The organism is Olivibacter sp. LS-1 (assembly GCF_008245145.1).
GTDB lineage: Bacteria > Bacteroidota > Bacteroidia > Sphingobacteriales > Sphingobacteriaceae > Olivibacter > Olivibacter oleidegradans.
Window position 1 is genome coordinate 4,503,307 of sequence record NZ_CP041643.1, and the last position, 23,856, is coordinate 4,527,162.

The following is a 23,856-nucleotide window of genomic DNA, read 5'->3' on the forward strand; positions in this document are numbered from 1 at the left end:
TTTTTATTGATTTAAACAAGCTTCATCTTTCACGAAGGCCACCACCACTTTTGCTTTCTTTTGTCCCAAGTTTCGAAGGCTATAACCATGAGCTGCTGCCGGGATTGCAAACGTTTCTACGAAGTTAAACACATGCTTCGATCCATTAGCAGTTGTCAACTCAATCGACTCTCCTTCTACCAACATCAATACATGACATTGCCCGTGCGTTAAGATATTAACACGATCGTCAAATTCGTAACGGTCAACCGTGTAGAAATGTTCAGGATGTGTTGGCAAGTGAATCACGCTGCTCTGTTCATCGAGCACCTGTTGTACCGGTTTTGAGATCAGTGTATCTATAACAGCCTGCCCCTTTCGTGAGAAATCTAAGTTATCAAAAGCCCGATCAATATTTAAAGGTCGTGGATTTCCTTCTAAATCCGGACGAACCCAATCGTACATCTTGAAAGTAAAAATATAAGGTGTCGCACTGATTTCCAGCACCAGGTTATTCTTACCGGAAGCATGGACTGTCCCGTTCGGAATCAGGTATAATCCATGCTTTTCAGCAGGAAATTTCTGCACGTAATCTTCAATATTCAAGGCTTCATTTTTCTCGAAACTTTGCTCCAGTGCCTGTTTGAAACGTTTGGGTTCGATGTTGTCCTGAAAGCCAAGATAAACCTTCGCATCTACCTCACAATCAACAATATAATAAGTTTCATCTTGTGTAAAACTTTCGCCAAAATTTTCTCGAATGTAAGCGGTTCTTGGATGGCACTGAATGGATAGATTTCCCCCCTCATAGGTATCCAGAAAGTCGAAGCGAATAGGAAACTCGTCACCAAAACGTCGATGTGCTCTTCCTAATACATTTTCGCTTTCCTGATACATCAGTTGATCGAAGGAAATCTCTAGCTGGTTTCCTCCGTCTGTTAGCACCAGGCCGTTTTCAGGGACAATCATCTCAAAAGACCAAGCATAATTAGGAACTTCCTGGTCTAGACCAGGTAAATGATTTTTTAACCATTGTCCTCCCCACACACCGGGTTCGAACCAAGGTCTGACCCTAAAAAAAGATTGTGACATCTGCTTAAGGGTCTTCCGAAGGGCGTCGCCATACATCCAAGAGATTGTATCCGATTCTTGCTGATCTGCCATGATACTGATGTGAGGCAGTAGCGCCTTTTTATGTTTATTCAGGACAACCCAATCAACAAAATAAAAACGTTTGTAGGTTTGTTTGTTATCTTGCAGTCGTTGCGCACCCAGATTGCGTACCAAACCGGCGCGCATACGCTTTTGGATGATGTTTTTAGGAAGATCGATATAGACTATCGGTGCCGTTGAACTACAAAGGGCAGCGCCGCAGCCATATACTACTATTTGCTGTGCGCTGCCATTGTAAATCAAACTTTTAAGTCGGCCTCCATCAAAAAAATCGACTAAGGATAAAGACGTTTTCGTTCCAAAGATCGGATCGTCACCTCCAAGAAAAGGCTGTACCATGGTTTCAATGCTCGATGTTGGCAATAAAGCTTGATCAACCGACACGAATCGTACTTCTTTACCAAGGCTTTTAAACGATGCTTCCAAATTGCTCACCACGGTATGCCAATCGACACCAATATAACCATCAAGTAAACAAAGAGGTAAATCGCCTAAAATATTGGTAACCAACGCATCAAAGCCTTTAAAAATTTCGCCTTGCGCCGGATAAGTCGGGCATATTTCATAATTCAGGTTTACTTTTCCATTGGCTAATTCCATTTCCTTTTGTTGTTGTTCCATAATATTAATCTTTCTTTTTCGTATCTTCTTTTATCCTTAGTCGAATTTTAAGTAATCAGCACATTATTTCCTATTCATGTTAGTAGCCAGGGTTTTGCGTTAAACTAGGATTCCTTTGCAGTTCATCCGTTGGGATTGGTAATAACAAATTCTTTTCTTGTATAATTGCGCCTTTATCATTTGCATGGCCAATAACCGGTTCAAAACGGATATCTCCGCCGCCATCTACGACTGGTACCGGAAACATCCGCGTGCGTTGGATGTCAAACCATTGCCGGCCTTCAAATACCAATTCGCGGTAGCGCTCTTTCCAAACCTCTTGAACAAATTGCTCAACCGAAAGGCCAGCTAAACTTTGTCTCAATTGATTGATATCAGATTTCCACAGCGCTCTTGCCCTAACCTGCAAGAGGTAATCAACAGCTTCACCCGTTACACCTTCCGAAAGGGCGATAGCCTCGGCAGCAACCAATAGCACATCCGAATAGGTATAAATCGGCAAGTCCTTTCCCGAACTAGCTGTTTCAAAGGTCGCTACATCATCCATCCACATATAAGGAGCCGTAACAAAATTCAGGGTTGTACCATTAGATCGGGTTAATGACGAATGGAAGTATTGTTTTTCCTGAATACGGAGGTCATCCGTACGGTTATAACCTTGTAAAAATCTGGTTGAAGGCCCATAAGCGTTATTGGTAATGGCAAAGACCGTAGAGGATGCCGCTGTAGCCGGGAAAGCCCAGTGTACGTGAGTGGAAGTAGAAATACCTACCGCGAACTCATAATAGTAAATGTATTCCGCACTATTATTATCCACCAAACGCAGTTTATTATAGGCCGTACTATTCAGATTAACCGCACCATCCGCGCTACGATCGTGCGTAGTTAGCTGGTAAACCCCACTACTGATAACGGACTTAGCAACCGATGCACTTTTCGCATACTCCGCTTTTTGTAGGGGGTAACCTCCCATCGTAAGGTAGACATCTGCTAGAAGCGTGGCAGCCGTACCCCTGGTTATCCTTCCACCGTTGTCTGGCATGATCGTCTCCGCAAGTTCTCCTTCATTCACGGCAAACTCCAAGTCAGCGGTAATCAAGGCGTACACTTCTTCCAGAGGGCTCTTGGGAACATTTAAATTCTCTAAGCTTTCATAAGGTTCGGTAATCAACGGCACTTCGCCAAAAAGTCGAGCGAGTTGAAAATAACCCATCGCCCGAAAATAACGCGCTTCTGCCAACAGCTGATTACGCTGCGTATCTGACAAACCGGGTGTTGCAGGAATGTATTTAATCGCATTATTGGCACGGGCAATACCCCTATACAAGATGCTCCAAATATCCTGAAAATAGGTAGACAAATTGGTTGCATTGAAGGTCATGTTTTGGGCATGCTGTACATGCACCTCCTGCCCCTTGAATTCATTGTCGATATACCCGGTTAAATACGGGCCGAAGAACATTTTCGCACCGGAATAATGCGTACCCGACCCATCGTAAAGCTGTGGCGCACCCGTTCTGTACAATCCGTTAACGGCATTGATGGCATGCTCCGGCTGTGTGAAATATTGACTGCCGGCTATTTCATCTTTAGGTTCCTCTTCCAGAAACTTTTCACATGAGCTGAAAATGACAGCTACTGCAATTAAATATATAATGATAATTGGTTTCATTTGATCAACTTTTAAGATTTTCAATGGATTCATATCGCCTTACTTAAAATTGAAAACTAGTGCCTAAAGTGAACGTCCGAGGGCGCGGATACTGGTGAAAGTATATATTCTGTCCCCATTGATTCGTTCCCCAGGAAGTAGCTTCCGGATCGTAACCTTTAAAGCTGTCGGATTTGATTAAGAAGGCATTTTGGACGCTTGCATAAATCCGCCAGTTCTTCAGGCCAATTTTGCTCAATTGTGTGTTGCCAAAATTGTAACCCAAACTGATGGCGTTAACCCGAAGGTAAGAGCCATTGGCCACCCAATGATCGTCAACTTCACTATTCTGTCCGGAATATGGGCCGTTACGAATTTGTTGAATCATGGTATTTTGATTCTCCTCTGTCCAGCTTTCCGTCAATGTCCATCTAAAGCCATTGGAATAACCGGTACGATCTTCCATCGAGTGGAAGAACTGTTGGAGGATATCTACGCCCATTACAAATTGTAAATCAACATTTAAATCAAAGTTTTTATAGCGAAAGTTGTTGATAAAACTACCGGTCCAATCAGGTAATCCTTTACCAATAATGGTACGCTCGCTGCTGCGCTTCGCTTCACCGGGAATGGCGCCCACTTTAGCGGCTTCAGCAGCTTCATCCGTACTCCAAGTTCCCAGTCGTCGGTAACCCCAAAAAGAGCTCAGACTTTCACCAACCCGGAGAATGGTTTGGCTGCCCGACACCCAGTTTGGCCCGGGGAAGATATCTTCATCATTCGCTCCTAAGGCTTCGATCTTATTTTTATTATAATTGAAGTTAAGCGTTGTTTCCCAACTGAAATCAGTGGATTTCACCGGGCTACCGCTGATCAACACTTCAACACCTCTATTCGATACAGAGCCAATATTATCCCGAACGGCAGCAAAGCCGGTAGAAGTTGGAACGGGGCGATCCAGCAATAGATCGGTTGTGAGCTTATGGTAATAATCGAAACCGAAACTTAAGCGACGATTAAATAGCGATAAATCCATCCCAATATCAAACTGTTTTGTTTTCTCCCATTCCAAATTCGGATTCGGCAAACGGTTGATATAACTCTGGGAAACGCGTGTCCCATTGATCAATGTTGTTTCTGAAGATATGGTACCTAAGGATTGGTAAGTTGGAATCTCTGTATTGCCTGTTATACCATAACTCGAACGCAATTTTAGTTCATCGATAGCCTCCAAATCCGCTAAAAAACGTTCTTGAGATAACACCCAACCCAAACCCACGGATGGGAAAATACCGTATTTATTGTTGGCGCCGAAGCGTGAGGAACCGTCGACCCGTCCTGTAAAGGTCAGCAGGTATTTACTTTTATAGCTGTAGCTTCCGCGCAAAAAATAGGAATTCATTGACCAACGATCATAGGATGAGGTTGGTGCGCCGGGCTGACTAGCGGCCTGGATGCTATTGAAACGGAAGAAATTATCAGAAAAGCCTCTTGCTGAGATCGCATCGGTTTCGGCAGTTCGTTCTTGCCAACTCAGTCCCAGGACACCGTTGATACGATGATCGCCAAGCTCTTTATTGTAATTTAAATAGGTTTCTTCCTGCCAGTAGAACGAATGTTGATTCTCAATATAGGCATAACCAAGCGGTGCAGAAATGTTGATTAAATCTGTCGGATCGTAATTCTGGATGAGGTTATCTTGCTTATCGAAACCAAATTGTGTGCGTAAGTCAAGTCCAGGCAGGATGTGAAAGGTTGCGTAGGTGTTTCCGAATATCTGTGTCCGCTTCCGAAAACGATCTTGGGTTGTTAGCACATGTACCGGATTAGGGATGGCTTCAAGCGAATACGCATCACTGATCATTCCACTGTGCGCCCAAGTACCGTCAGGAAATTTCACCGGAAAAATCGGAGGCATTTCCAACATCGACCTTCTGGGCATTTGGTGGCCTCCCTCCTCTTCAAATTCATTCCCGCGGTTATAATTCACGAGTATATTGGTTCCCAACGACAACCATTTCTTTGGATTGGCATCATAAGCAAGTTTACCGTTAATACGTTCCAACCAGTTATTGAGCATAATGCCCTCCGTTTTATTGTAATTCATAAAAGCACCGAAGGAAGATTTTTCTGATTTTCCCAGTACCGATAATTGATGGTTATGCGATACGGCAGTTCGCGTAGCCTCTTCTTGCCAATCGGTATCATACAGGGGATTTCCCTGTGCATCGAAGAGCCGTGGATCTGATTTAGTAAAGACAGGTGGTGTACCGCTCGGATTATATTTGCTATAATTTTGAAAACCTCGCTCAATTACCTCCAAAAATTCCGCCGAATTCAGCACCTCCAATTTTTTAGGCAATACCCCCATACTTACAAAGCCATCGTAACCAATGACAAGACCTTCGGTTGGTGCACCACGCTTGGTGGTCACAAGAATGACCCCATTAGCACCCCGGGCACCATAGATCGCAGTTGATGAAGCATCTTTCAAGACTTCCATGCGCTCAATGTCATTTGGATTAAGGAATTGAATGTTCTCCATTACCACGCCGTCTACCACATAAAGTGGGTTCGACGAAGAATTAATCGTACCTAAGCCTCTGATCAGTACCCGAGGACTGCCCGTCGGCGAACCTGAGTTTAGAAATACATTTACACCTGATACTTTACCTTTTAAGCCTTGTAGCATATTGTTGGCAGGAACATTTAGTAATTCTTTTGAGGAGACAACAGCAACAGAACCCGTGAGGTCAGATTTACGCTGGGTACCGTAACCCGTAACGACGACCTCCTCTAAGGCTTCATCATCCGATTGAAGATTCATGTTAAAGGTACGTTGCTTACCCACCGTAATTTCTTGCGGTTGCATACCGATGTAACTGAATACCAGCACAGCTCGTTCGCTTGCTACCGTTAGTTGAAATCGTCCTTGAGCATCAGTAATGGTACCATTTGCCGTTCCTTTTTCACTGACACTGGCGCCGGCCAAAGCCATATCGGTCCCCGTGCCCTCGAACACGCGCCCGGAAATTGGAATGCCTTGCTTTGCAATGGCATTCGATTGAGTTGCTAACAGGATTAATAATCCCAGGAAGTAAAACTTCCAGCGTTTGTACATTTTTGTTTCTTTCATCTCATTTAAGTTTTAATAAAGGTTAGTTTATAAGTAGACGTTATTATTTATTGTTATTTTCCCCGCGTCTGTTTTGATTGAATTTCTCCTGCCAATAGGTTTCGATGGTTTCCAGCGTTTTTCCTTTGGTTTCCGGTAAAAGATAGTACACCGCGAAAAAGGCGATTGCGCAGCAGACCGCAAAAAAGCGGAAGGTCCAAGCAGCTCCCCAACTGTCGAGCATAATGGGTGTTAATTGACCAACGATGGCGTCTGCGATCCACATCACCAACACGCTTAAGGCCATCGCCTTTGCACGGATAGCACTTGGAAATATTTCGGAGGCTACGACGAACTTGAGTGGCCCGATGGAAAACGCAAAAAAGAGTAGAAAGCCAAGAATGGGAAGTGCCAGCAACCATCCATAGTTTTCCATGTTAACATTTAAGAACCAAGCTGTTAATAGCAAGCAAATTGTAGCACCGGCAGAACCGACGAGATAAAGTGGACGTCTCCCCCAGCTATCTACTTTCCAAATAGCGATTCCTGTAAAAATGACATTAGCTAAACCAAAATAGATTTGCGTTTGCAAGGATCCGCTTAAGGAAAGCCCGGATTGCACTAAGATCGTCGGGCCGAAATAGATGATGGCATTAATACCGCTCAATTGTGAAAATAGGGGTAATAACAAGCCGAGCAGAAGGGCCTGACGGTACACAGGCTTCCAAAGAGACACCTTAATCATCCGCTCGGGCGATGATGCAGTACTGATCACTTCAGTTAACTGTAGACGTCGCATCACCTCCGCCGCTCGGTCGTCCCTCCCCTTTTGCATCAACCATCTCGGACTTTCAGGAATACGATAAAGTCCAAACCAGAACAGCAGGGCCGGTATAGCCCCCATAAGAAACATCATGCGCCAGTGCGAGCCATCAGTCCACTGCCAATTGTACTGGAGCACTGCCGCATTACTGAGATAAGCTATTAAAATGCCAATAGTAACCGCCAACTGATAGCAAGTAACCATACGACCGCGCAAAGAAGCAGGTGACACCTCAGCGATATACAGTGGTACCACAATGGAAGCAACTCCCACGCCAACACCGCTCAAGCACCGCGCTACTAACAAGGTAAAGAAATCAGGGCTCAAACTACACCCTATTGCCGACAGAAAAAAAAGTGCTGCCGCCGCGATCAAAAGCGACTTCCTACCGTAACGGTCGCTCAATTTACCGGCAAAGGCGACACCTACAATACAACCGATTAGCGCAGATGACACAAACAATCCCTCCTGAGAAGCGCTGAGTGCAAAATCTGTCTTAATCAGCGGGATAATGCCCGAAACCACGGCCATATCGAAACCAAACAGGAAGCCTCCAAGTGAAACAACTACAATAATAAAAAGCAGGTATATCCTCATAATTCTTTTTGGTTTGAGAGTACATACATCTAATATGTACACACATACAAACATATGCCTATTTTTTTAATTCTGCAAATAATCTTATTTTAGCCTACCAAATGGAGAAAATGAAACTTCAGATAGATCATAAAAGTGCGGTTCCTTTGCATATACAGGCCGAAATGCTCTTGCGAGAACTGATTAAATCACCGGAATACCAGCAGGGCAAATTGCTGCCCAACGAAGTAGAATTGGCCAAACGATTGGCCATTTCGCGTACAACTTTACGTTTGGCCATTAATAAGCTAGTCTACGAAGAGTTATTGATCCGCAAGAAGGGTGTCGGTACGAAAGTGGCTTCTACCAAATTCAGCTCAAAATCGAAAAACTGGCTGAGCTTCTCCCAGGAGATGAAGAACCGAGGCATTGAAGTCAAGAACTTTGAATTGCACGTGAGCTGGGTATTACCCGAACCGCATGTTGCCGATTTCTTTGAATTAAAAGAAGATCGAAAAGTATTGAAACTGGAGCGTTTACGGGGAAAAAAAGATGATCCTTTTGTCTACTTTATTTCTTATTTCCATCCGCGCGTAGGACTCACGGGCGATGAGGACTTTAAACGCCCCCTCTACGAAATACTTGAGCAGGATTATCATATCGTAGCGGACCTATCGCAAGAAGAAATCAATGCAAAAGCGGCCAATAAATTTGTTGCGGACAAATTAGAGATTAATCAGGGCGATCCTATCTTATTCCGAAAACGATTTGTATTCGACCGAGCGGGCCGCCCAATCGAATACAATTTAGGTTATTACCGCGCCGACAGTTTTACCTTCACGGTAGAAAGTCGACGTGATTGATATAAAACCCTGTCTTCCTTTATTTTAAATTAAAAAACAGTATTCTTCTGTCATAGGTACATCGCTCACTCATGATTTACTAATGAAGACTTCGATTTAAAAAAGTTTGCTCATACAAGCTAGATTTTAAAGGAAACAAAGGGTAAGCTGAGGCCTCCCTTCATTTGCATGCCACTTGATACATAAGAAGATATTACTATATTTGCATAGTATGTACACACATACATAATTTATACAATAATAAGTTGATCGTAAAAAATCGCTTAGATCTATTTAAGCTTAATTATGAAGAATATAAAAAATCTATGCTATCTATTCATTATCTCCCTTAATTGGATTACAATTTTAAAGGCCCAAGAGGTAGAAGATCTTACCCGATACGTTAATCCCAATATTGGTACTGCTCACAGCCGTTATTTCTTTTATACACCTGCCGCGGTACCTTTTGGTATGGCCAAGTTAGCTCCTAGCACCAATGGAAGTTATGGCAATCCATCGGGCTGGGAAGCAGTTGGTTACGACGAGCGGCATCAATCGATCGAGGGCTTTCCTAATTTTCACGAGTTTCAAATCGGCGGTGTTGTTTTTGCACCTACAGTAGGCACTTTACAAACGCGCCCCGGTAAATTAGAAGAGGTTGAAAGCGGCTATCGATCGCGTTTCGACAAAAAAGACGAATATGCTACGGCGGGATACTATCGTGTCTATTTAAAAGATTATAAAGTTACGGCAGAATTAACGGCAACCGAGCGGGTTGGTTTTCATCGTTATACCTTTCCCGCAACAGATTCGGCGAACATAATTTTCGATATTGGTCATCAAATGGGTGAAAGCGGGCCCGTAGTGGATGCCTCTGTTCATTATGAAGGTCAAGTGGTTAAAGGTTACGTGGTTACGAAGCCGGCTTACGTGCAGAAGTATCAGCCGAACGCGAATGTAACCCTCTATTTCTACGCTGAACTGGATAAAAGGCCCACTTCCTTCGGCACTTTCACCGACAGCCTATGCTATCAAGGACAGCAGAAAGCAGAGGGTAAAGGCGTGGGTGCCTACCTACGCTTTGGCACACGGGAAGGCGAGCAAGTCAACATTAAAGTAGGACTTTCCTACACCTCCGTGGAAAATGCCCGGGAGAATTTAATCGCTGAGGCTTCCAATCTTTCGTTTGAGGATGCCAAACAACGTGCATATCAACGTTGGAATCAGTACCTTGGCAGAATTCACGTAAATGGAGGCAAAGAGGCGGATAAGGTAAAATTCTATACCGGCCTGTATCATGCGCTTTTGGGCAGGGGGTTAGCAAGCGATGTTAATGGGGCTTATCCTAAAAATGACGGCAATGTTGGCCGGATTCCGCTAGATGAGGTAGGAAAGCCGATACATGCACATTATAACACCGACGCGATATGGGGGGCTTTTTGGAATCTGACACAGCTATGGTCAATTGCCTATCCCGAGTACTACGAAGATTGGATTCAAAGTCAGTTGCTCGTATATAAAGATGCCGGTTGGCTGGGCGACGGGATTGCCACCAGCAAGTTTGTTTCAGGTGTAGGGACTAATTTCACCGGATTGGCTATTGCCGCTGCCTATAACGTTGGTTTGCGGAACTACGATGTAGCGCTTGCTTATGAGGCCGTGCGGAAAAATGAGTTGGAAAGTGAAAAGCGGATCCCAGGTGCCGGAAAGCTGGATGTCGGCGTCTTTGTAGAAAAGGGCTTCTCTCCTTATATCGCGGATGACACCGGGAAGCCTGAATTGAATCTACATGGTTCACCTTTTGGTGCTTCTCATACGCTTGAGTATGCTTTTTCAAGTTTTGCTGCAGCTCAATTCGCTAAATCTTTAGGTAAAAAGGCGGATTTCAAAAGGTTCTCGCATTTGGCTAAGGCCTGGGAAACGCTGTATGATCCAAGCACAAAATTTATCAGACCGAAGGATGAGGAGGGCAATTTCTTACAGGATTTTGACCCATTTGCTCCGTGGCGGGGCTTTCAGGAGGGAAATGCCTGGCAGTACACCTTTTACGTACCTCACAACCCTAAAGGGCTGGTGGATCTTATCGGTGAAAAAACCTTTAATGATCGTTTAGACAGTATTTTCCGTGAATCGCAAAAAAATGTCTTTGGCGGCGGTAAAGAAATCGATGCTTTTGCGGGTATACAGGGTTTGTACAACCATGGAAACCAACCTAACCTTCATGTCGCTTGGCTTTTTCACGCTTCCGGTCGGCCCGACCTAACGCAAAAGTGGGTGCATGCTATTTGTGATGAATTTTATGGTACTGACGGTATACATGGTTATGGTTATGGCCAAGACGAAGATCAAGGGCAGTTGGGTGCTTGGTATGTTTTGGCCGGTATGGGATTATTCGATGTCGCCGGATTAACAGCTCCCAACCCCTCTTTACAGATCGGTACGCCCTTATTTGATGAGGTAGTCATCAATCTGCCACTTGCTGAACGATCAAGGAAATTTACGATAAAGACTAAACGAAGTAAAAATGGACCCTGCTATACGAAGTCTGCTAAGCTGAATGGAAAGGTCTTGGAGGCCCTTCAACTTCCTTTTGAAGCACTTATTAAGGGTGGCACGTTAGAATTGAATATGGTACCTCGATCGTGAAATTTAACAACGATGCATTGTCGTTATATTTAGATAGAAACAGCTCTCCAATGGAGAGCTGTTTCTATATGAACCTATTTTCTATTCGTACAAGGCCTAAGCTCCTTTAGTAGCCGGGATTTTGCTTGAATTGATCTTTATTAGTGACTGCATCCAGCTCACTTTGTGGAATCGGCCGTATTTTATGAAACTCTCTAATATGGGGCGCCGCATCGGGATTGTGGGCTTGTACCCGCTCGACCAATTTATTAGTTCGTTTTAAATCAAACCAACGCAGCTGTTCACCCGCGAACTCCCTCGCTCGTTCATCTAAAATAAAGTCGAGCGTCACTGCTGACGCGACTACCATCATTTCTTGGGAGTTTTGTTTATTCAACGCTGCACGTTGTCTGACAATATTTATATAGTTCGCTGCCTCCGCCTGATTACCCAACTGTAATTCGGCCTCGGCAGCAATCATATACATTTCTGCCAGTCTAATGATGAAAACGTCTCTGGCACTTTCTGTTTCGTTCGCAGACGCCCTGGTAGGATCTTCAAACTTTTTCAAGGAAATATAATGAAAGCGATCTGCCGGTATACCGTTCTCCCGATAAACATCGTTGATATCATAAATTTTATAAGCTTTGCCTGCAGGAGCATCTGATGAAATCACATATTTACTGCAAAAAATAGCCGTATCACCGAGGTTCATACCTTGCGGTCTCTTTCCGGCATCCGTTTCATTGCAAAACCAAGTAGTTTTAAAGGACGCCTCGTAACGGGCATCTATACGCTCATCAAATAAATTCAACAAAAATTTGGTGGGCATATAGCGCACATTTGGATAACCATTGTTGACATCTCGTAGCATTCCCGGCTGTGTATCATATTCCATCAAATACATCGAATGTCCCACATTACTTCCTTCATTGAACTCCAAATTGGTTGAATAGTTCAACCCCCAGATAACTTCCTGATTTTTCTCATTATCCATTTTCCAAAGGTCAGCATAATTCGGCATCAGACTAAAGCCATAGTCGTTAATCACATGTTGGGCATGATCTAAGGCTTCTTGATAACGACCTCTAGTCAAATAAACACGCGCAATAAACGCTTCAGCAATAGGCTTGGTAATTTTCCCATAATCGGTATTGCTTAGCGGTGCATGCTCCACCGCGAATTGTAGATCTATAAAAATCTGCTCATAAACCTGATCGACCGGCGTGCGATTGGCGACCGTAACAATACTTTCAGTCGGTTCCAACGTGAAGGGAATGTCGCCAAATGATTCTACCAAATGCCAATAATACCAAGCGCGCATAAAACGCAACTCTGCTTCTAAGACCGGAGCCTTAACAGCTTCCACCCCCGCTTCCGGAAGATATTTCAATGCGGTATTGGCTAAATTGATACCGGCATAACAAGGTTGCCAAAGGTTGGACTTCACCCATACATTGTCGGAAATCAAGCCTTGATAGTTCATTAAAGGAGGCTGGGGATAAACACCATTTGTTCCGGAATTGCCACTATTAGCCCCTCCTGTCCAAATATCCGTCCCCATTTCGAGCAAGGCATAACCTTGTTCTTTTCCATATATTTTTTGGTTGTAAGTATAGGTGCCATTGGCCGCTGCTTCAATCCCTTCCGGTGTATTGAATAAACTTTCGACGGTAGCTCCGCCCGGATTATATTCATCCAGAGAGCAAGATCCCAATAAGAAGGAAAGAAAAAGGGCACATAGGCCTTTAGGTTTTCCGATTGCAATTTCAAGATAATTCTTCATAATTTTTGTTGCGCAATGCGCTCATTAAAATCCAACATTAAGACCGAAAACGAACAGACGATTTAAGGGTTGATCTATAACCCCCTCGCCTTCAGGGTCAAAATCCTTCAAGCTACTGAAAGTGTGCAAATTTTTACCCGAAGCATATATCCGAAGGCTTTGTAACTTCCATTTGCTTATAAGGGCTGAGGGAAAATTATAACCCAATGTGATATTTCTGATTTTTACATAAGATGCTTGTCGCTCGGTAAGCGTAGTTACGTAATTGGAGTTTTTATTGGCATTCGGCCTTGGATACTCATTCGTTGGATTTTCAGGTGTCCAGTAGTCGATGCGTGCGCCGTTTTCTAAGCCATTTCTTTTATACTTGGCATAGTAATCGGAACTGATCCATTGGCCAACCCGTGCTACCAACAGAATATTCAAATCAAATCCCTTAAATCGCAAATCATTACTTAAGCCGGCTGTCCATTTTGGAACGCGCTGGCCTATAATCGTACGATCAAAGGCATCGATTTTCCCATCGTTATTCAGGTCCGCGATTTTGATATCACCCGGTTCGGCACCATATTGGGCGGCCTGTTCTTCTTCTCCTAATTGCCAAATGCCTATTTTTTTATAGTCATAATAAATCTGAGCCGGTTGACCTACGATCAGCGATTCGCGATAGTCATCTGCAATCACATTGCCGTTCGGTAAAGCAACAATTTTTTCATTATTACGTGCAAAGGTTAAGTTAGTATTCCAGGAGAATGAGTTCTTTTGGATGTTATGGGAAGTGAGACTTAATTCAATCCCTTTATTTTGTGTTTTTCCTATATTCCTATTCACGGTGGTGACGCCGGTAGAAAGCGGTAAGGTGTAAGGGAAGATCAAATCGTCGGTTTTCGCGTGGTAGTAGTCAACACTACCTGTCACTATATTGTTAAAAAGACCAAAATCTACCCCGATATTCATCGTTTTTGTTAGTTCCCATTTTAAGGTATTGTTACCGATAAGTCCATTAATGACATAGGCATTGGCAGCATTGGCATCGTTAAAAGAAAAGTTCTGCACTACCACGGAATTCTGCGTAGCATAAGGACTGATTACATCATTACCTGACACACCATAACTAACTCGAAGCTTCAAATCGCTGAATACCTGCTGATTTTTCATAAAATCTTCATCCACGATACGCCATGCTGCAGCGGCCGACGGAAAGAAAGCCCATTTGTGACCGGCTGCTAATTTGGATGATCCATCATTTCGCCCGGTTAGCGTTAACAGATATTTTCCTTTATAACTATAGTTAATCCGACCGCTAAATGATAATAGTTTGCTTTCCACATAACCACTTCCATAGAAAGGGTTTTGGTTTGCTCCACCTATATTATAATAGTATTGGGAAGGAAATAGTTGGTTATTACCACCTGCATAACTATTGGTATTAGTCCACGAAAGGTAACTTGTTACGCCTGTTAATTGCAAAGAGTGGTCTGCGAATCGCTTATTGTAGGTAATAACGTTTTCCCAGCTAATGTTTCGATCTTGGTTATTGGTAATGGAGGCTTGCGAACGGGAACCTTTTCCATCGATGGTATTTTTTGAGTAGAAATTACCTGCTTCCGAGGTGGAAAAGATCGCACCAAAAGTTGACTTAATCGACAAATCTTTAATCGGCTTCAACTCAATGTAACCGGAAACAGTAGCTCGATTGGATTTGGTGTTCCGTTTATAGGCGTCAGGCTGTTCATCTGCTAAAGGATTGATTAACGTTCCCTGCAAGGGGAACAAGTTGAATTCACCATTTTCATCGTAAGGAAGTCCCAACGGTGCTATTTTGGACGCCTGGTTAAGCGGATCACGACGGATATCATTGTCAATGTAAGCAAATTGCGATTGCAAGCCGACGTTCATCCAGCTGTTAATCGTTTGATCGATATTCAATCTCCCGGAATAACGTTTATATTCGTCCATTTTTAGCAAACCCTTTTCCTGAAAATAAGCACCGGAAAAATACACTTTGGTATTTTTCCCTCCACCACTCACACTGAGTTGATGATTTTGTTGGAAACCATTGTGCAGTAAAAGGTCACTCCAATTGGTGAATTGTCCGTTTTGAAAAGCTTGCAATTGAAGTGGATTCAAAATTTTATTGTCATCCGCGGGCGAATTCCACGTTCCAACAGCACGGTAAGCTTCACGCCGGAAATCAACATATTCCTGCCCGGTCATAAACTCACCGTAACCCGCTACTTTCGAGACACCGGCATAGGCATTGTAATTTAGTCTCGGTTTTTCGTTGGCTCCTCTCTTTGTCGTAATCAAGATTACGCCATTTGCCCCCCTCGACCCATAAATCGCCGTTGAAGATGCATCTTTTAGTACTTCTATTGACTGGATATCATTAGGATCAACATCCTGTGCTGCGACACCTTGTATACCATCAACAATGTAAAGTACATTGTTAGAGCTTTCAGGGTTTGCGATCGATCGGTTACCACGCAACTGAATCGATGCCCCTTGGCCGGCATAGCCGTTGTTGCGCGTAATGTCCGCCCCAGGTACGCGGCCTTGCAAGGCTTCCGCGGGGCTCGTTACAGGCACCTTGGTCAAGTCTTCCCCCTTTACGGAAACCACCGATCCGGTTAAATCACGCTTTTTAACTTCGCCATAACCTATTACAACCACCTCGTCCAACGCTTTCTCACTATCTTGCAAGGTGACTTGGATACTAGACTGACCGGCGCTAAGTGGTATTTCTCTTGTTACATGTCCCAGGTGATTAATAACCAGAATGAGGTCACCTCCAGCTGGCAGGCTGATAGCAAATCGACCATCTGTATCGGTAGATGTTCCAACTTTTGTACCTTTAACGGACACACTTGCACCAACAATCGGTGTGCCTTTTGCATCTTTTACCGTACCTGTAAACTTTGCCTGCTGCAGCAAAAGATTCCCTTTAACCTCGAACGCACTTGCTTGAAAAATGAGCAGCAGCAGTATCAAACAAACCAGCATACTTCGGGATACACATAAAAAGGAGGACATAACTCCTATCCTAAGATAATTTATCATAAATTATTAATCTTATAAGAGAAGCAAGCCATTTACTGCCTGCTTGCGGTTAGCTTTAATGCGGGCAAGTTAGGTGTTAAACAAATATTTAACCTATATAAAATTGGCATTTTATTGTATCATTTTAACATAACAAAGATGTCATATAAATCGTCTTTGCTCGCATTCTAAAATCCACTGTAGCTTGGAAGTCGACTTAGGTGTTGAAGGACACAGAATAATTAACTAAAGCAGTTAGGAAAAAGCAAATGAACCTTATTACTTTCAATTCTATCGCATTCTGAACGAGATGCCTACTGTTCCACTAGGTCTTTGTTTAGGCTTTAGGTAAACGAGATTCGCGATAATTCGTAAGTTTTTTTCTTTAAATAAAAGCTTGGCAGTATAGAAAGTAGCCAAGCCCTTATTATATTGCCATAATTTATTCTGATAAGGCTTTTAACATGGCCTTCCTGCTCGCTCTAAAATTTTTGATACTCGTATCATACCAATCGAATCTAAACACCATATTATCAATGATCTTCTTCGCTAAATCAGGGTTCTTCTTTGTCAGCATTTGCAAGAGTGTGTAATCGTTAATACCATCTCGCATGGCTTCTAAACGTATTGAACTATACAATTTTTGATAACCCGGATAAACGATCCAGGAATCTCCGGTTGGCAAAATATTCCCTCCTTCGCTATTGATGCCGGTTGTTTCCTCATAAGGATCTTGGTTCCAGTAATTAAAACCCCAATGTAGATAACCATCAATCTGATATTTATAATTTATCCAGTGGATCAATCGGGTTTTTATAAGTGGAAGATCGATAAACCGATTGGCATAATTGCCTCTAGGAGACAGGCAGGTATAGAACCACACTTCATCGCCTGCCTTTTTACGGTCTTGATAGAACGTGAAATCTTTATTTAAAAAATCAAGTTGAGGAACCCATAAATCAATTGTTTCTGCTAGATCTTTGCTATGACAGGCCTCCATAATTTTGATTTGCGGTGCGATGGATTTAACATAGCTTGCTATGGCAATATAGGATTCCTTGTTGTCACCGGTAGGTTCGTCGGCAATGTGTTGATAATAATCGCTTAACCATCCCTTTTCTTCTAAGTGGGCGATAAGTGCTTTAAAGAACCGGGCATAGAAGTTCTTCGCTCTTGGGTCTTCGATTGGCAACTGCCTGAAGCGAGTAGAATCGGCCAGAGGCTCAGGAACCCTTACAATAAAGGGACTACTCCAATTGCCCGCCCGTTGACCAATATGGCCACCCTCAATTCTCCCTAAGACACCCGCTTTGCGAAAAATATCTACCGTTTGGTCAAATCTTGAAAAATCAATGCTTAAATGTTCCCCTTCCATTTTGTAAATAGCTAAATCCAGCGGTGAAATAAGCGCTGTATTTTGTCCATAAGCAGCCATTTTATTTGCCAAAGTTTCTATTAAACGCCAGTATACCGGGCCAAAGGATTTTACTTGTTCCCCTTTATTCAATAGAGCCAAGCGTTCGGGCGCTAAACTATACCAGTTGGTTACCCATAACTCTTGTTTCGCCAAACGAACATTGTGCACATGAATAGCAAACTCTTTTCGTATTTGCATATCCTTTGTTCTAATGTCCACTTTTACCGGATATGTCCCTGCTTTCGTTTCCGCAGAAATCGGTATGCTTATATAAAAAGCCTGGGCTAATCCTGCCTGAAGACTCAATGGTTTATCATCCAATATGGGATCGGGATAAAAACCTGTATTCGAAACGAGTCTGTCCACCGCCGGATCGGTGTATTGGCGCCCCGCTCGTACAAAGCCAATCGCACCGCAGGATATTCCTTCATTCGGTAAACCAGGTGCGTCCACAGATAGCTCCACTTGATCCAAGTTTTCGCCACTGCGAAGGACTAACTGAGCACTCGCCACTTCGCCTTTAGCTACATCAATCTCATGGAAGCTATCATAAGGGAGGACCGTCTCGGGAAATATTTTCTCCAAAGGATCTACCATAGACGCAGAAAGCTGAGCATTAGCACTTTTCATGGAAACAACGATTCCAAAACTTAACAAAACGCTTGCTAAGCCATTTTTAATCAATTCTCTTAGTTGCATGTTTTTTGTTTTAGTATTTGACAATTGATGGTAGCTTGACCTAACACTACCTGATAAATATGGAATGTAAAGAAAAAAGCAAGCCGTTCTCTCGAACAGCTTGCCACCAACCAATCAAAATTACCACCCGGGATTCTGCTTAATTTTTGGATTTAAACTGATCTGATCAAGCGGAATGGGTGATAAATAATCTCTATCAAGCTTAAACTGATACCCCGCATTTAAGGCACCTACTTGCTGATAATATTCGATATATCCATCCGCGTCTACAGGAAAGCTCCTTACAGCCGTAGCGATATTTTCAGGCACCCCTGCTACTTCCCATTGTGCTCTTTTGGCTCCTTTGGGCTTCCAGCCACTGATTTTCTCGTCAATAGCGGCCCACCTGAATAAATCATCCGAGCGATACCCTTCGCAGGCAAGTTCTACACGTCTTTCCCGGCGAATTTCGTTGAGCAACGGACTGATGTCATCGAATTCCCAATTAGGATCGCGTTCAATGTTGGCAACGGATAAATCGACCATACCAACACGCCGTCTCAGCAAATTAATACTTCGATCAGCATCTGCCTGTGTAAATTGCCGGAGTTCGGCCTTAGCTTCAGCATAGATAAGAACGGCCTCAGCAAAACGAAAAATGATTTGTCCGGTAGTACCCAAATCCTGTTGTTGATTATAATCTGGATTATGGCCTTTGTACACTTGATAACCGGTTAACGATTTGTTTTCGTTAGCAACATCAAACGTGGGGTATTCGAAGATAACAACGGGTTGTCCACCTGGGCGGTTATCTGTGATGATATGGCTGCCATCCGGCACATAGATTGTTTGTTTTAAACGGGGGTCTCTATTGGCAACGACATCGTGCAAGGTTGCATCACCTTGGTAGAGATCACTTGACCCGATAGGCTTTCCATCTATGCACAAATAGGCATCTACTAAATCTTTGGTTACACCTCTCCCTCCACCACTTGGGGTATAGCGGTGCCAGCGATGCCCTAAGTTTAGGCTCAAATTATACGCGCGCCAGAGCATAACCTCATTGTTGGAGCTATAAGTTACCTGGTTAAAGAGACGCCAATAATCATCATCGGTCGAAAACGACGCTAGACCGTACCCTCCACTATTGTCCAACAGTGCGGAGCTCACGGAGGCAGCCTTTTCTAAGAATTTGCTTCCATCCGATCCAGAAACGCCAAAAGGTGTACCGGCATGGTATTTTTCCCAAGTGCCCTCAAAAAGTGCTATTCTGGCTTGAAAGAGCATGGCAATTTCCTTGTTGATACGCGAAGCTTCCGCCGAACCTTTTGTAGGCAAATATGCGATGGCTTTGTCCAAATCATTCATCAGGGAGTCGACTACAATATTTCTAGGCAAACGTTCATTATAAACTTCTTCCGACGAAGTGTTTAGTGGAACATTGATCCAAGGTAGATCGCCAAAACTTTTCAATTTATCAAAGTAGAAATATGCCCTGAAAAAGAGTGCCTCTCCCACATATGCTTTGATTACATCGAAGGACTCGTTTACTTTGTTATAATTAGCCAAAAAATAATTCACATTCCGAAGCGCCGCCCAGTCGCCATAAGCACCGTAGCCGCCGTCAGTTCCAGGAACAACTCTTTCGCCATTTAAGGCTGAATTATAGCTGGTAGCGATCATATTATCGCTGCCATTCGCATCCAAGCCATAAATACCGATCGATCCCCAACCATTATAATTGGGTAACATCGTATTATAAAAATTATTGGCGTAAAGCTTCAAGTCGTTAGCCGTTTTCCAATAATCTGCGTCGCTGATATTGGTTTCAGGAGTTTGCTCTAACAAATCCTTCTGGCAGCTGCTGGAGAAAAAGCAGCAAAGCATAAGCAAAGCTATTGTTTGTAGTAATTTCATATCGTTTGAATAAACTTTAAAAAGACAAATTCACACCCGCTGCATAGGTCCGCTGTAAGGGATAGATCTTGGCATCGCTAATCGACAGCTCGGGATCCATTGTTTTGATCAAATCCGTAATCGTGAAAACATTTTCTACACTGACATAGAATCGCACTTTACTGAAACCTATTTTTTCCAACCAAGACTTGGGCAGTGAATAGCCCAGCTGAATATTTTTCAATCTCAAATAAGCTGCGTTCTGCAAATAACGCGTTTGTGTCTGCGTATTCTTTCCATTCTCGCCAGTTAAGTAAAACTTCGGAAAATAGCCATTGGGGTTATCCGGACTCCAACGATCTTGGTGCACGTTGAAAGGTGAGCTTTGCCATTCGTCGCCCACAATACCCCAAAAATAATTGGACCCAACCCATGCATCACGCTTTGCGATTCCCTGGATAAAAAACATAAAATCGATATTTTTCCAGCTGAGATCCCCCGTGAAACCGTAAGCGAAACGGGGCGTATTATTACCGATAACACTTCTGTCTCCCGGATTGGAAATCGTGTTGTCGCCAAAATCAATAATGCCGTTGTTGTTCAGATCCACATATCGTACATCTCCCGGTTTCCATGTCTGGCCAGATATACGCTGTTGCGAGGGAGCCGCATCAATTTCTGCCTGATTTTGGAAAAGGCCATAAGTAGTATAGCCCCAGATATCGCCCATTTGCTGGCCTGCATACCAAGTACTATTTAAACCTGTTGGATTCGGATAACGGGTTACCTTTCCTCGATAATCACTCAATACTGCGCGTAGACCGTAGTTAACCTCTCCGATTCGATCGCGCCATTGTAAACTCAATTCGAAGCCCCGCGTTTCCATGGCTGCGTTATTTGCACTAGGAGGCGTATTACCTAAGACACTAGGTAAAGCCTGGGCGGGCCCGGCAAAATCGTCCGCTTTACGGATATACCAATCGAAGGAGGCATTCAAACGATCCTGCAATAAGCCGATTTCGGTTCCGATGTTCAACGAGGTGGTCGTCACCCAGGTTAAATCCGGATTGATCAAGCCCGGTGGTGACACAGCTGCTTGTTGGTTACCCCCAAAAAGCCAATTAGTACTCGGTGGACTTGAAGTACCCAAACTTGGATAGAATGGGTACCAATTCGGGTTGCTCGGGTCCGGATCAATAAAAGCCTGATCGCCCAGTGATCCATAAGAGCCCCTCAATTTAAAGCTATTGACTGTTGTTTTAATCGATTCAAAAAAGATTTCTTTATCGACATTCCATCCTACGGAAACGCCCGGATAGAACTTCCAACGAACCGGACCGAGAAAGCGTGATGTACCATCATAACGCCCATTGAATTCGAATAAATATTTTTGCTTATAGTTGTAATTAAAACGTCCGAAAAAACCATCGGAAGCCAGTTTTCGAGTAAAATCACTGATAGACGGTGCCGGTCCATAAGTTCCGGATAAAGAGGGGATATTATCGGAATAGAGTTGGCTATTGCTGGCCGCATAACGCTGATAGTCCGTGTAATCACGAACAAAACCACCCATTATACTAAAGAAATGATCGTCCAGTTGCTTTTCATATTTGGTAAATGCGTTGACGATGTGATGCTGAATACGGTAGTTCGATCGGCTAAATCCGTTCGGATAAGTACCACCTATCTGGTATTGCGAACCATCTGGACGTACTGAATAGAGCGTCTTGGTGTGAGCGTTTTGATCTTGGAATGTCCCATCAAATGTATAATTAACCGTCGCCGTCCAGCCGGTCGCCAATTTGAAGATAAACTCGCCGGTCAATAAAGCTTTGTCAAGCGTTGATTTGGATCGTCCACCTTGTTGGTGAAGCAATACATCGCTGGCATCTGAATAATTGCCATCAGGATTAAAAAGGGGAACACTTGGCCACTTTCGAGCGATCTGATGCATATAGTTCCCTCCTGTTTTTCCTGAATAGGTATTAGGTGAGTTGCTAAGTTCTTTTGAAAAGCTTCCACGGTAGCTAAAGTCTAACCACTTCGCTACCGATGTGGTGATGTTGGTACGAACGTTAAAGCGCTTATACGAATCATCACCATAATTGTACATACCGGCCCTATCGTTATACCCCAAGCCGACGTAATAAGTGGTATTTTCGGAACCACCGGAAACACCTACATTATGTTGTTGGCTGAATGCGAGATCTTTAAAGTATACTTTAAACCAATCATTGTTAGCGTTTCCATTCCCCCAGGTATAATAATCATTTGCACCGGGTTGCGGATTGGCGATCGTTTCGTCCTTAAAGGATCCGTTTTGATAAGCAATGATACGATCGATCGTTTCCTGACTAAATATTTCACTTCGCCCTCCATTCGTCGCTGCCTCATTATACAAGTTGGCAAAATCCAGTGAATTCAGCATGGTTGGCAAATTGATCGGCGCGGCCCATCCCAAGGTATTATTGTAAGTAATAGCTGGTTTACTTCCTTTTTTACCTTGTTTTGTTGTAATTAAGATAACACCGTAAGGAGCGCTTGATCCATAAATAGCCGCGGATGCTGCATCCTTCAGCACAGAAATATTCTCGATATCATCCGGATTTAATGCATTGATATCTCCTCCTTGTACACCATCGATAACGACCAGTGGTCCGCCAGTCGTTCCCAGTCCCGTAAATCCGCGGACATTGATATTCTGTGTAGCATTAGGTGCTCCGCCACTGCTACCGGTGATAATATTGAGACCTGGCATCTGCCCTTGCAAAGCCTGGCTCACACGCGATATGGGCCGATTTTGTAACACTTCACCGCTAATCTGCGAAACCGCGCCGGTTACAAGCGCTTTGTTCTGCGTTCCATAACCTACTACCACCACTTCATCTAAGTTGGCTAGATCTTGTTCCAAAATCACTTCAATTAGGTTTTCTGTAACAGCAATTTCTCTTGGGGTATAACCCAGGTACGTGAAAACCAACATGGCATTATTTTTACTTAGATTGAGACTGAACCTTCCTTGTGAATCGGTTAAGGTACCATTCTTCACCCCCTTTTCTTGAACGCTTACGCCAGCTAAGGGCAAGCCGGCTTCGTCTTTCACTAAACCACCAACTCTAAGCTGTTGTACCACACTTTGTATAGGGGGCGTTGACTGCTCGACTTGGTTACGAATGACAATCGATTTGTCCTCTATACTATAGGCCAGTGTCTGACCGGCTAAGGCTTTTTCAAGACTTTCTTCCAAAGAAGCATGTTGTAAGTTAATCGTAACAGGCTTTGCCTGCTGTAACAGCTTACTATTATAGAAAAGACGGTAGCCGCTTTGCTTGCTGATTGATTTCAAGATGGAGGCTAAGGGTGCGTTTTTTACCGAGAGATTAATTTCCTGCGAGAACACTTTACCCGACACCTGCAGTAATGAAAGCAGTAATATAAAAATTGTTAACTTACTGATTTTTAATACATTTAAACCAAAAAAAGTCCAAGAAGATCGGTGACTTTTAGGCCAATAGGGTGCTTTGTATTGAATAGTTAAATTCATACATTTGTAAATTAAGTTAGTCGATTAGTTTATTTAACTTTTTAGGCAAATTGACTTGCGCCAATTTAAACCGGCAGCGCGGCATCGCTAC

The 23,856-nt window shown here is 43.4% G+C and carries 11 protein-coding genes; 2 read left to right on the forward strand and 9 right to left on the reverse strand.

Translation table 11 applies throughout. The features are described 5' to 3' along the window. Window positions 1-3: 3 nt before the first annotated feature. The 4 genes from FKG96_RS18665 to FKG96_RS18680 all read right to left on the reverse strand — a co-directional run bounded on the left by FKG96_RS18665 (window position 4) and on the right by FKG96_RS18680 (window position 7,959). Entirely contained in the window at window positions 4-1,773 is a 1,770-nt protein-coding gene (locus tag FKG96_RS18665; RefSeq protein ID WP_130855387.1) for a class I mannose-6-phosphate isomerase, read from the reverse strand. A 79-nt stretch (window positions 1,774-1,852) separates the two neighbouring features. Further along, complete coding sequence (locus FKG96_RS18670) at window positions 1,853-3,445, reverse strand: RagB/SusD family nutrient uptake outer membrane protein (protein ID WP_130855386.1); 1,593 nt, start codon at window positions 3,443-3,445, stop codon at window positions 1,853-1,855. A gap of 43 nt (window positions 3,446-3,488) precedes the next feature. Beyond that, window positions 3,489-6,560 carry a TonB-dependent receptor gene (locus tag FKG96_RS18675; protein WP_130855385.1) on the reverse strand — a complete coding sequence of 1,024 codons (3,072 nt, stop codon included), beginning with the start codon at window positions 6,558-6,560 and terminating at the stop codon, window positions 3,489-3,491. Between the two features lie 43 nt (window positions 6,561-6,603). Then, complete coding sequence (locus tag FKG96_RS18680) at window positions 6,604-7,959, reverse strand: sugar porter family MFS transporter (protein WP_041387662.1); 1,356 nt, start codon at window positions 7,957-7,959, stop codon at window positions 6,604-6,606. A 101-nt stretch (window positions 7,960-8,060) separates the two neighbouring features. Here FKG96_RS18680 and FKG96_RS18685 point away from each other — a divergent pair, with 101 nt between their 5' ends. Further along, entirely contained in the window at window positions 8,061-8,801 is a 741-nt protein-coding gene (locus FKG96_RS18685; protein WP_246860304.1) for a GntR family transcriptional regulator, read from the forward strand. A 285-nt stretch (window positions 8,802-9,086) separates the two neighbouring features. After that, complete coding sequence (locus FKG96_RS18690) at window positions 9,087-11,426, forward strand: GH92 family glycosyl hydrolase (RefSeq protein ID WP_130855383.1); 2,340 nt, start codon at window positions 9,087-9,089, stop codon at window positions 11,424-11,426. Between the two features lie 106 nt (window positions 11,427-11,532). Here FKG96_RS18690 and FKG96_RS18695 read toward each other — a convergent pair whose 3' ends face one another. The 5 genes from FKG96_RS18695 to FKG96_RS18715 form a co-directional block, all read right to left on the reverse strand. Then, window positions 11,533-13,191, reverse strand: coding sequence for a RagB/SusD family nutrient uptake outer membrane protein (locus FKG96_RS18695; RefSeq protein ID WP_130855382.1), 1,659 nt, complete (start codon window positions 13,189-13,191; stop codon window positions 11,533-11,535). 24 nt (window positions 13,192-13,215) lie between these two features. Beyond that, window positions 13,216-16,251: a TonB-dependent receptor gene (locus FKG96_RS18700; protein WP_130855381.1), complete on the reverse strand. Its 3,036-nt coding sequence runs from the start codon at window positions 16,249-16,251 to the stop codon at window positions 13,216-13,218. A gap of 421 nt (window positions 16,252-16,672) precedes the next feature. Continuing rightward, on the reverse strand, window positions 16,673-18,346 hold the full coding sequence (locus FKG96_RS18705) for a DUF4091 domain-containing protein (RefSeq protein WP_130855380.1): 1,674 nt from the start codon (window positions 18,344-18,346) through the stop codon (window positions 16,673-16,675). Between the two features lie 120 nt (window positions 18,347-18,466). Then, entirely contained in the window at window positions 18,467-20,242 is a 1,776-nt protein-coding gene (locus FKG96_RS18710; RefSeq protein ID WP_130855379.1) for a RagB/SusD family nutrient uptake outer membrane protein, read from the reverse strand. A 16-nt stretch (window positions 20,243-20,258) separates the two neighbouring features. Then, entirely contained in the window at window positions 20,259-23,765 is a 3,507-nt protein-coding gene (locus FKG96_RS18715; RefSeq protein ID WP_130855378.1) for a TonB-dependent receptor, read from the reverse strand. Window positions 23,766-23,856 lie beyond the last annotated feature (91 nt).

What these genes read in the sequence shown, in the direction of transcription:
- FKG96_RS18665 (WP_130855387.1), bottom strand. Translation starts at nt 1,773, where the DNA reads ATGGAACAACAACAAAAGGAAATGGAATTAGCCAATGGAAAAGTAAAC.
- FKG96_RS18670 (WP_130855386.1), bottom strand. Translation starts at nt 3,445, where the DNA reads ATGAAACCAATTATCATTATATATTTAATTGCAGTAGCTGTCATTTTC.
- FKG96_RS18675 (WP_130855385.1), bottom strand. Translation starts at nt 6,560, where the DNA reads ATGAAAGAAACAAAAATGTACAAACGCTGGAAGTTTTACTTCCTGGGA.
- FKG96_RS18680 (WP_041387662.1), bottom strand. Translation starts at nt 7,959, where the DNA reads ATGAGGATATACCTGCTTTTTATTATTGTAGTTGTTTCACTTGGAGGC.
- FKG96_RS18685 (WP_246860304.1), top strand. Translation starts at nt 8,061, where the DNA reads ATGGAGAAAATGAAACTTCAGATAGATCATAAAAGTGCGGTTCCTTTG.
- FKG96_RS18690 (WP_130855383.1), top strand. Translation starts at nt 9,087, where the DNA reads ATGAAGAATATAAAAAATCTATGCTATCTATTCATTATCTCCCTTAAT.
- FKG96_RS18695 (WP_130855382.1), bottom strand. Translation starts at nt 13,191, where the DNA reads ATGAAGAATTATCTTGAAATTGCAATCGGAAAACCTAAAGGCCTATGT.
- FKG96_RS18700 (WP_130855381.1), bottom strand. Translation starts at nt 16,251, where the DNA reads ATGATAAATTATCTTAGGATAGGAGTTATGTCCTCCTTTTTATGTGTA.
- FKG96_RS18705 (WP_130855380.1), bottom strand. Translation starts at nt 18,346, where the DNA reads ATGCAACTAAGAGAATTGATTAAAAATGGCTTAGCAAGCGTTTTGTTA.
- FKG96_RS18710 (WP_130855379.1), bottom strand. Translation starts at nt 20,242, where the DNA reads ATGAAATTACTACAAACAATAGCTTTGCTTATGCTTTGCTGCTTTTTC.
- FKG96_RS18715 (WP_130855378.1), bottom strand. Translation starts at nt 23,765, where the DNA reads ATGAATTTAACTATTCAATACAAAGCACCCTATTGGCCTAAAAGTCAC.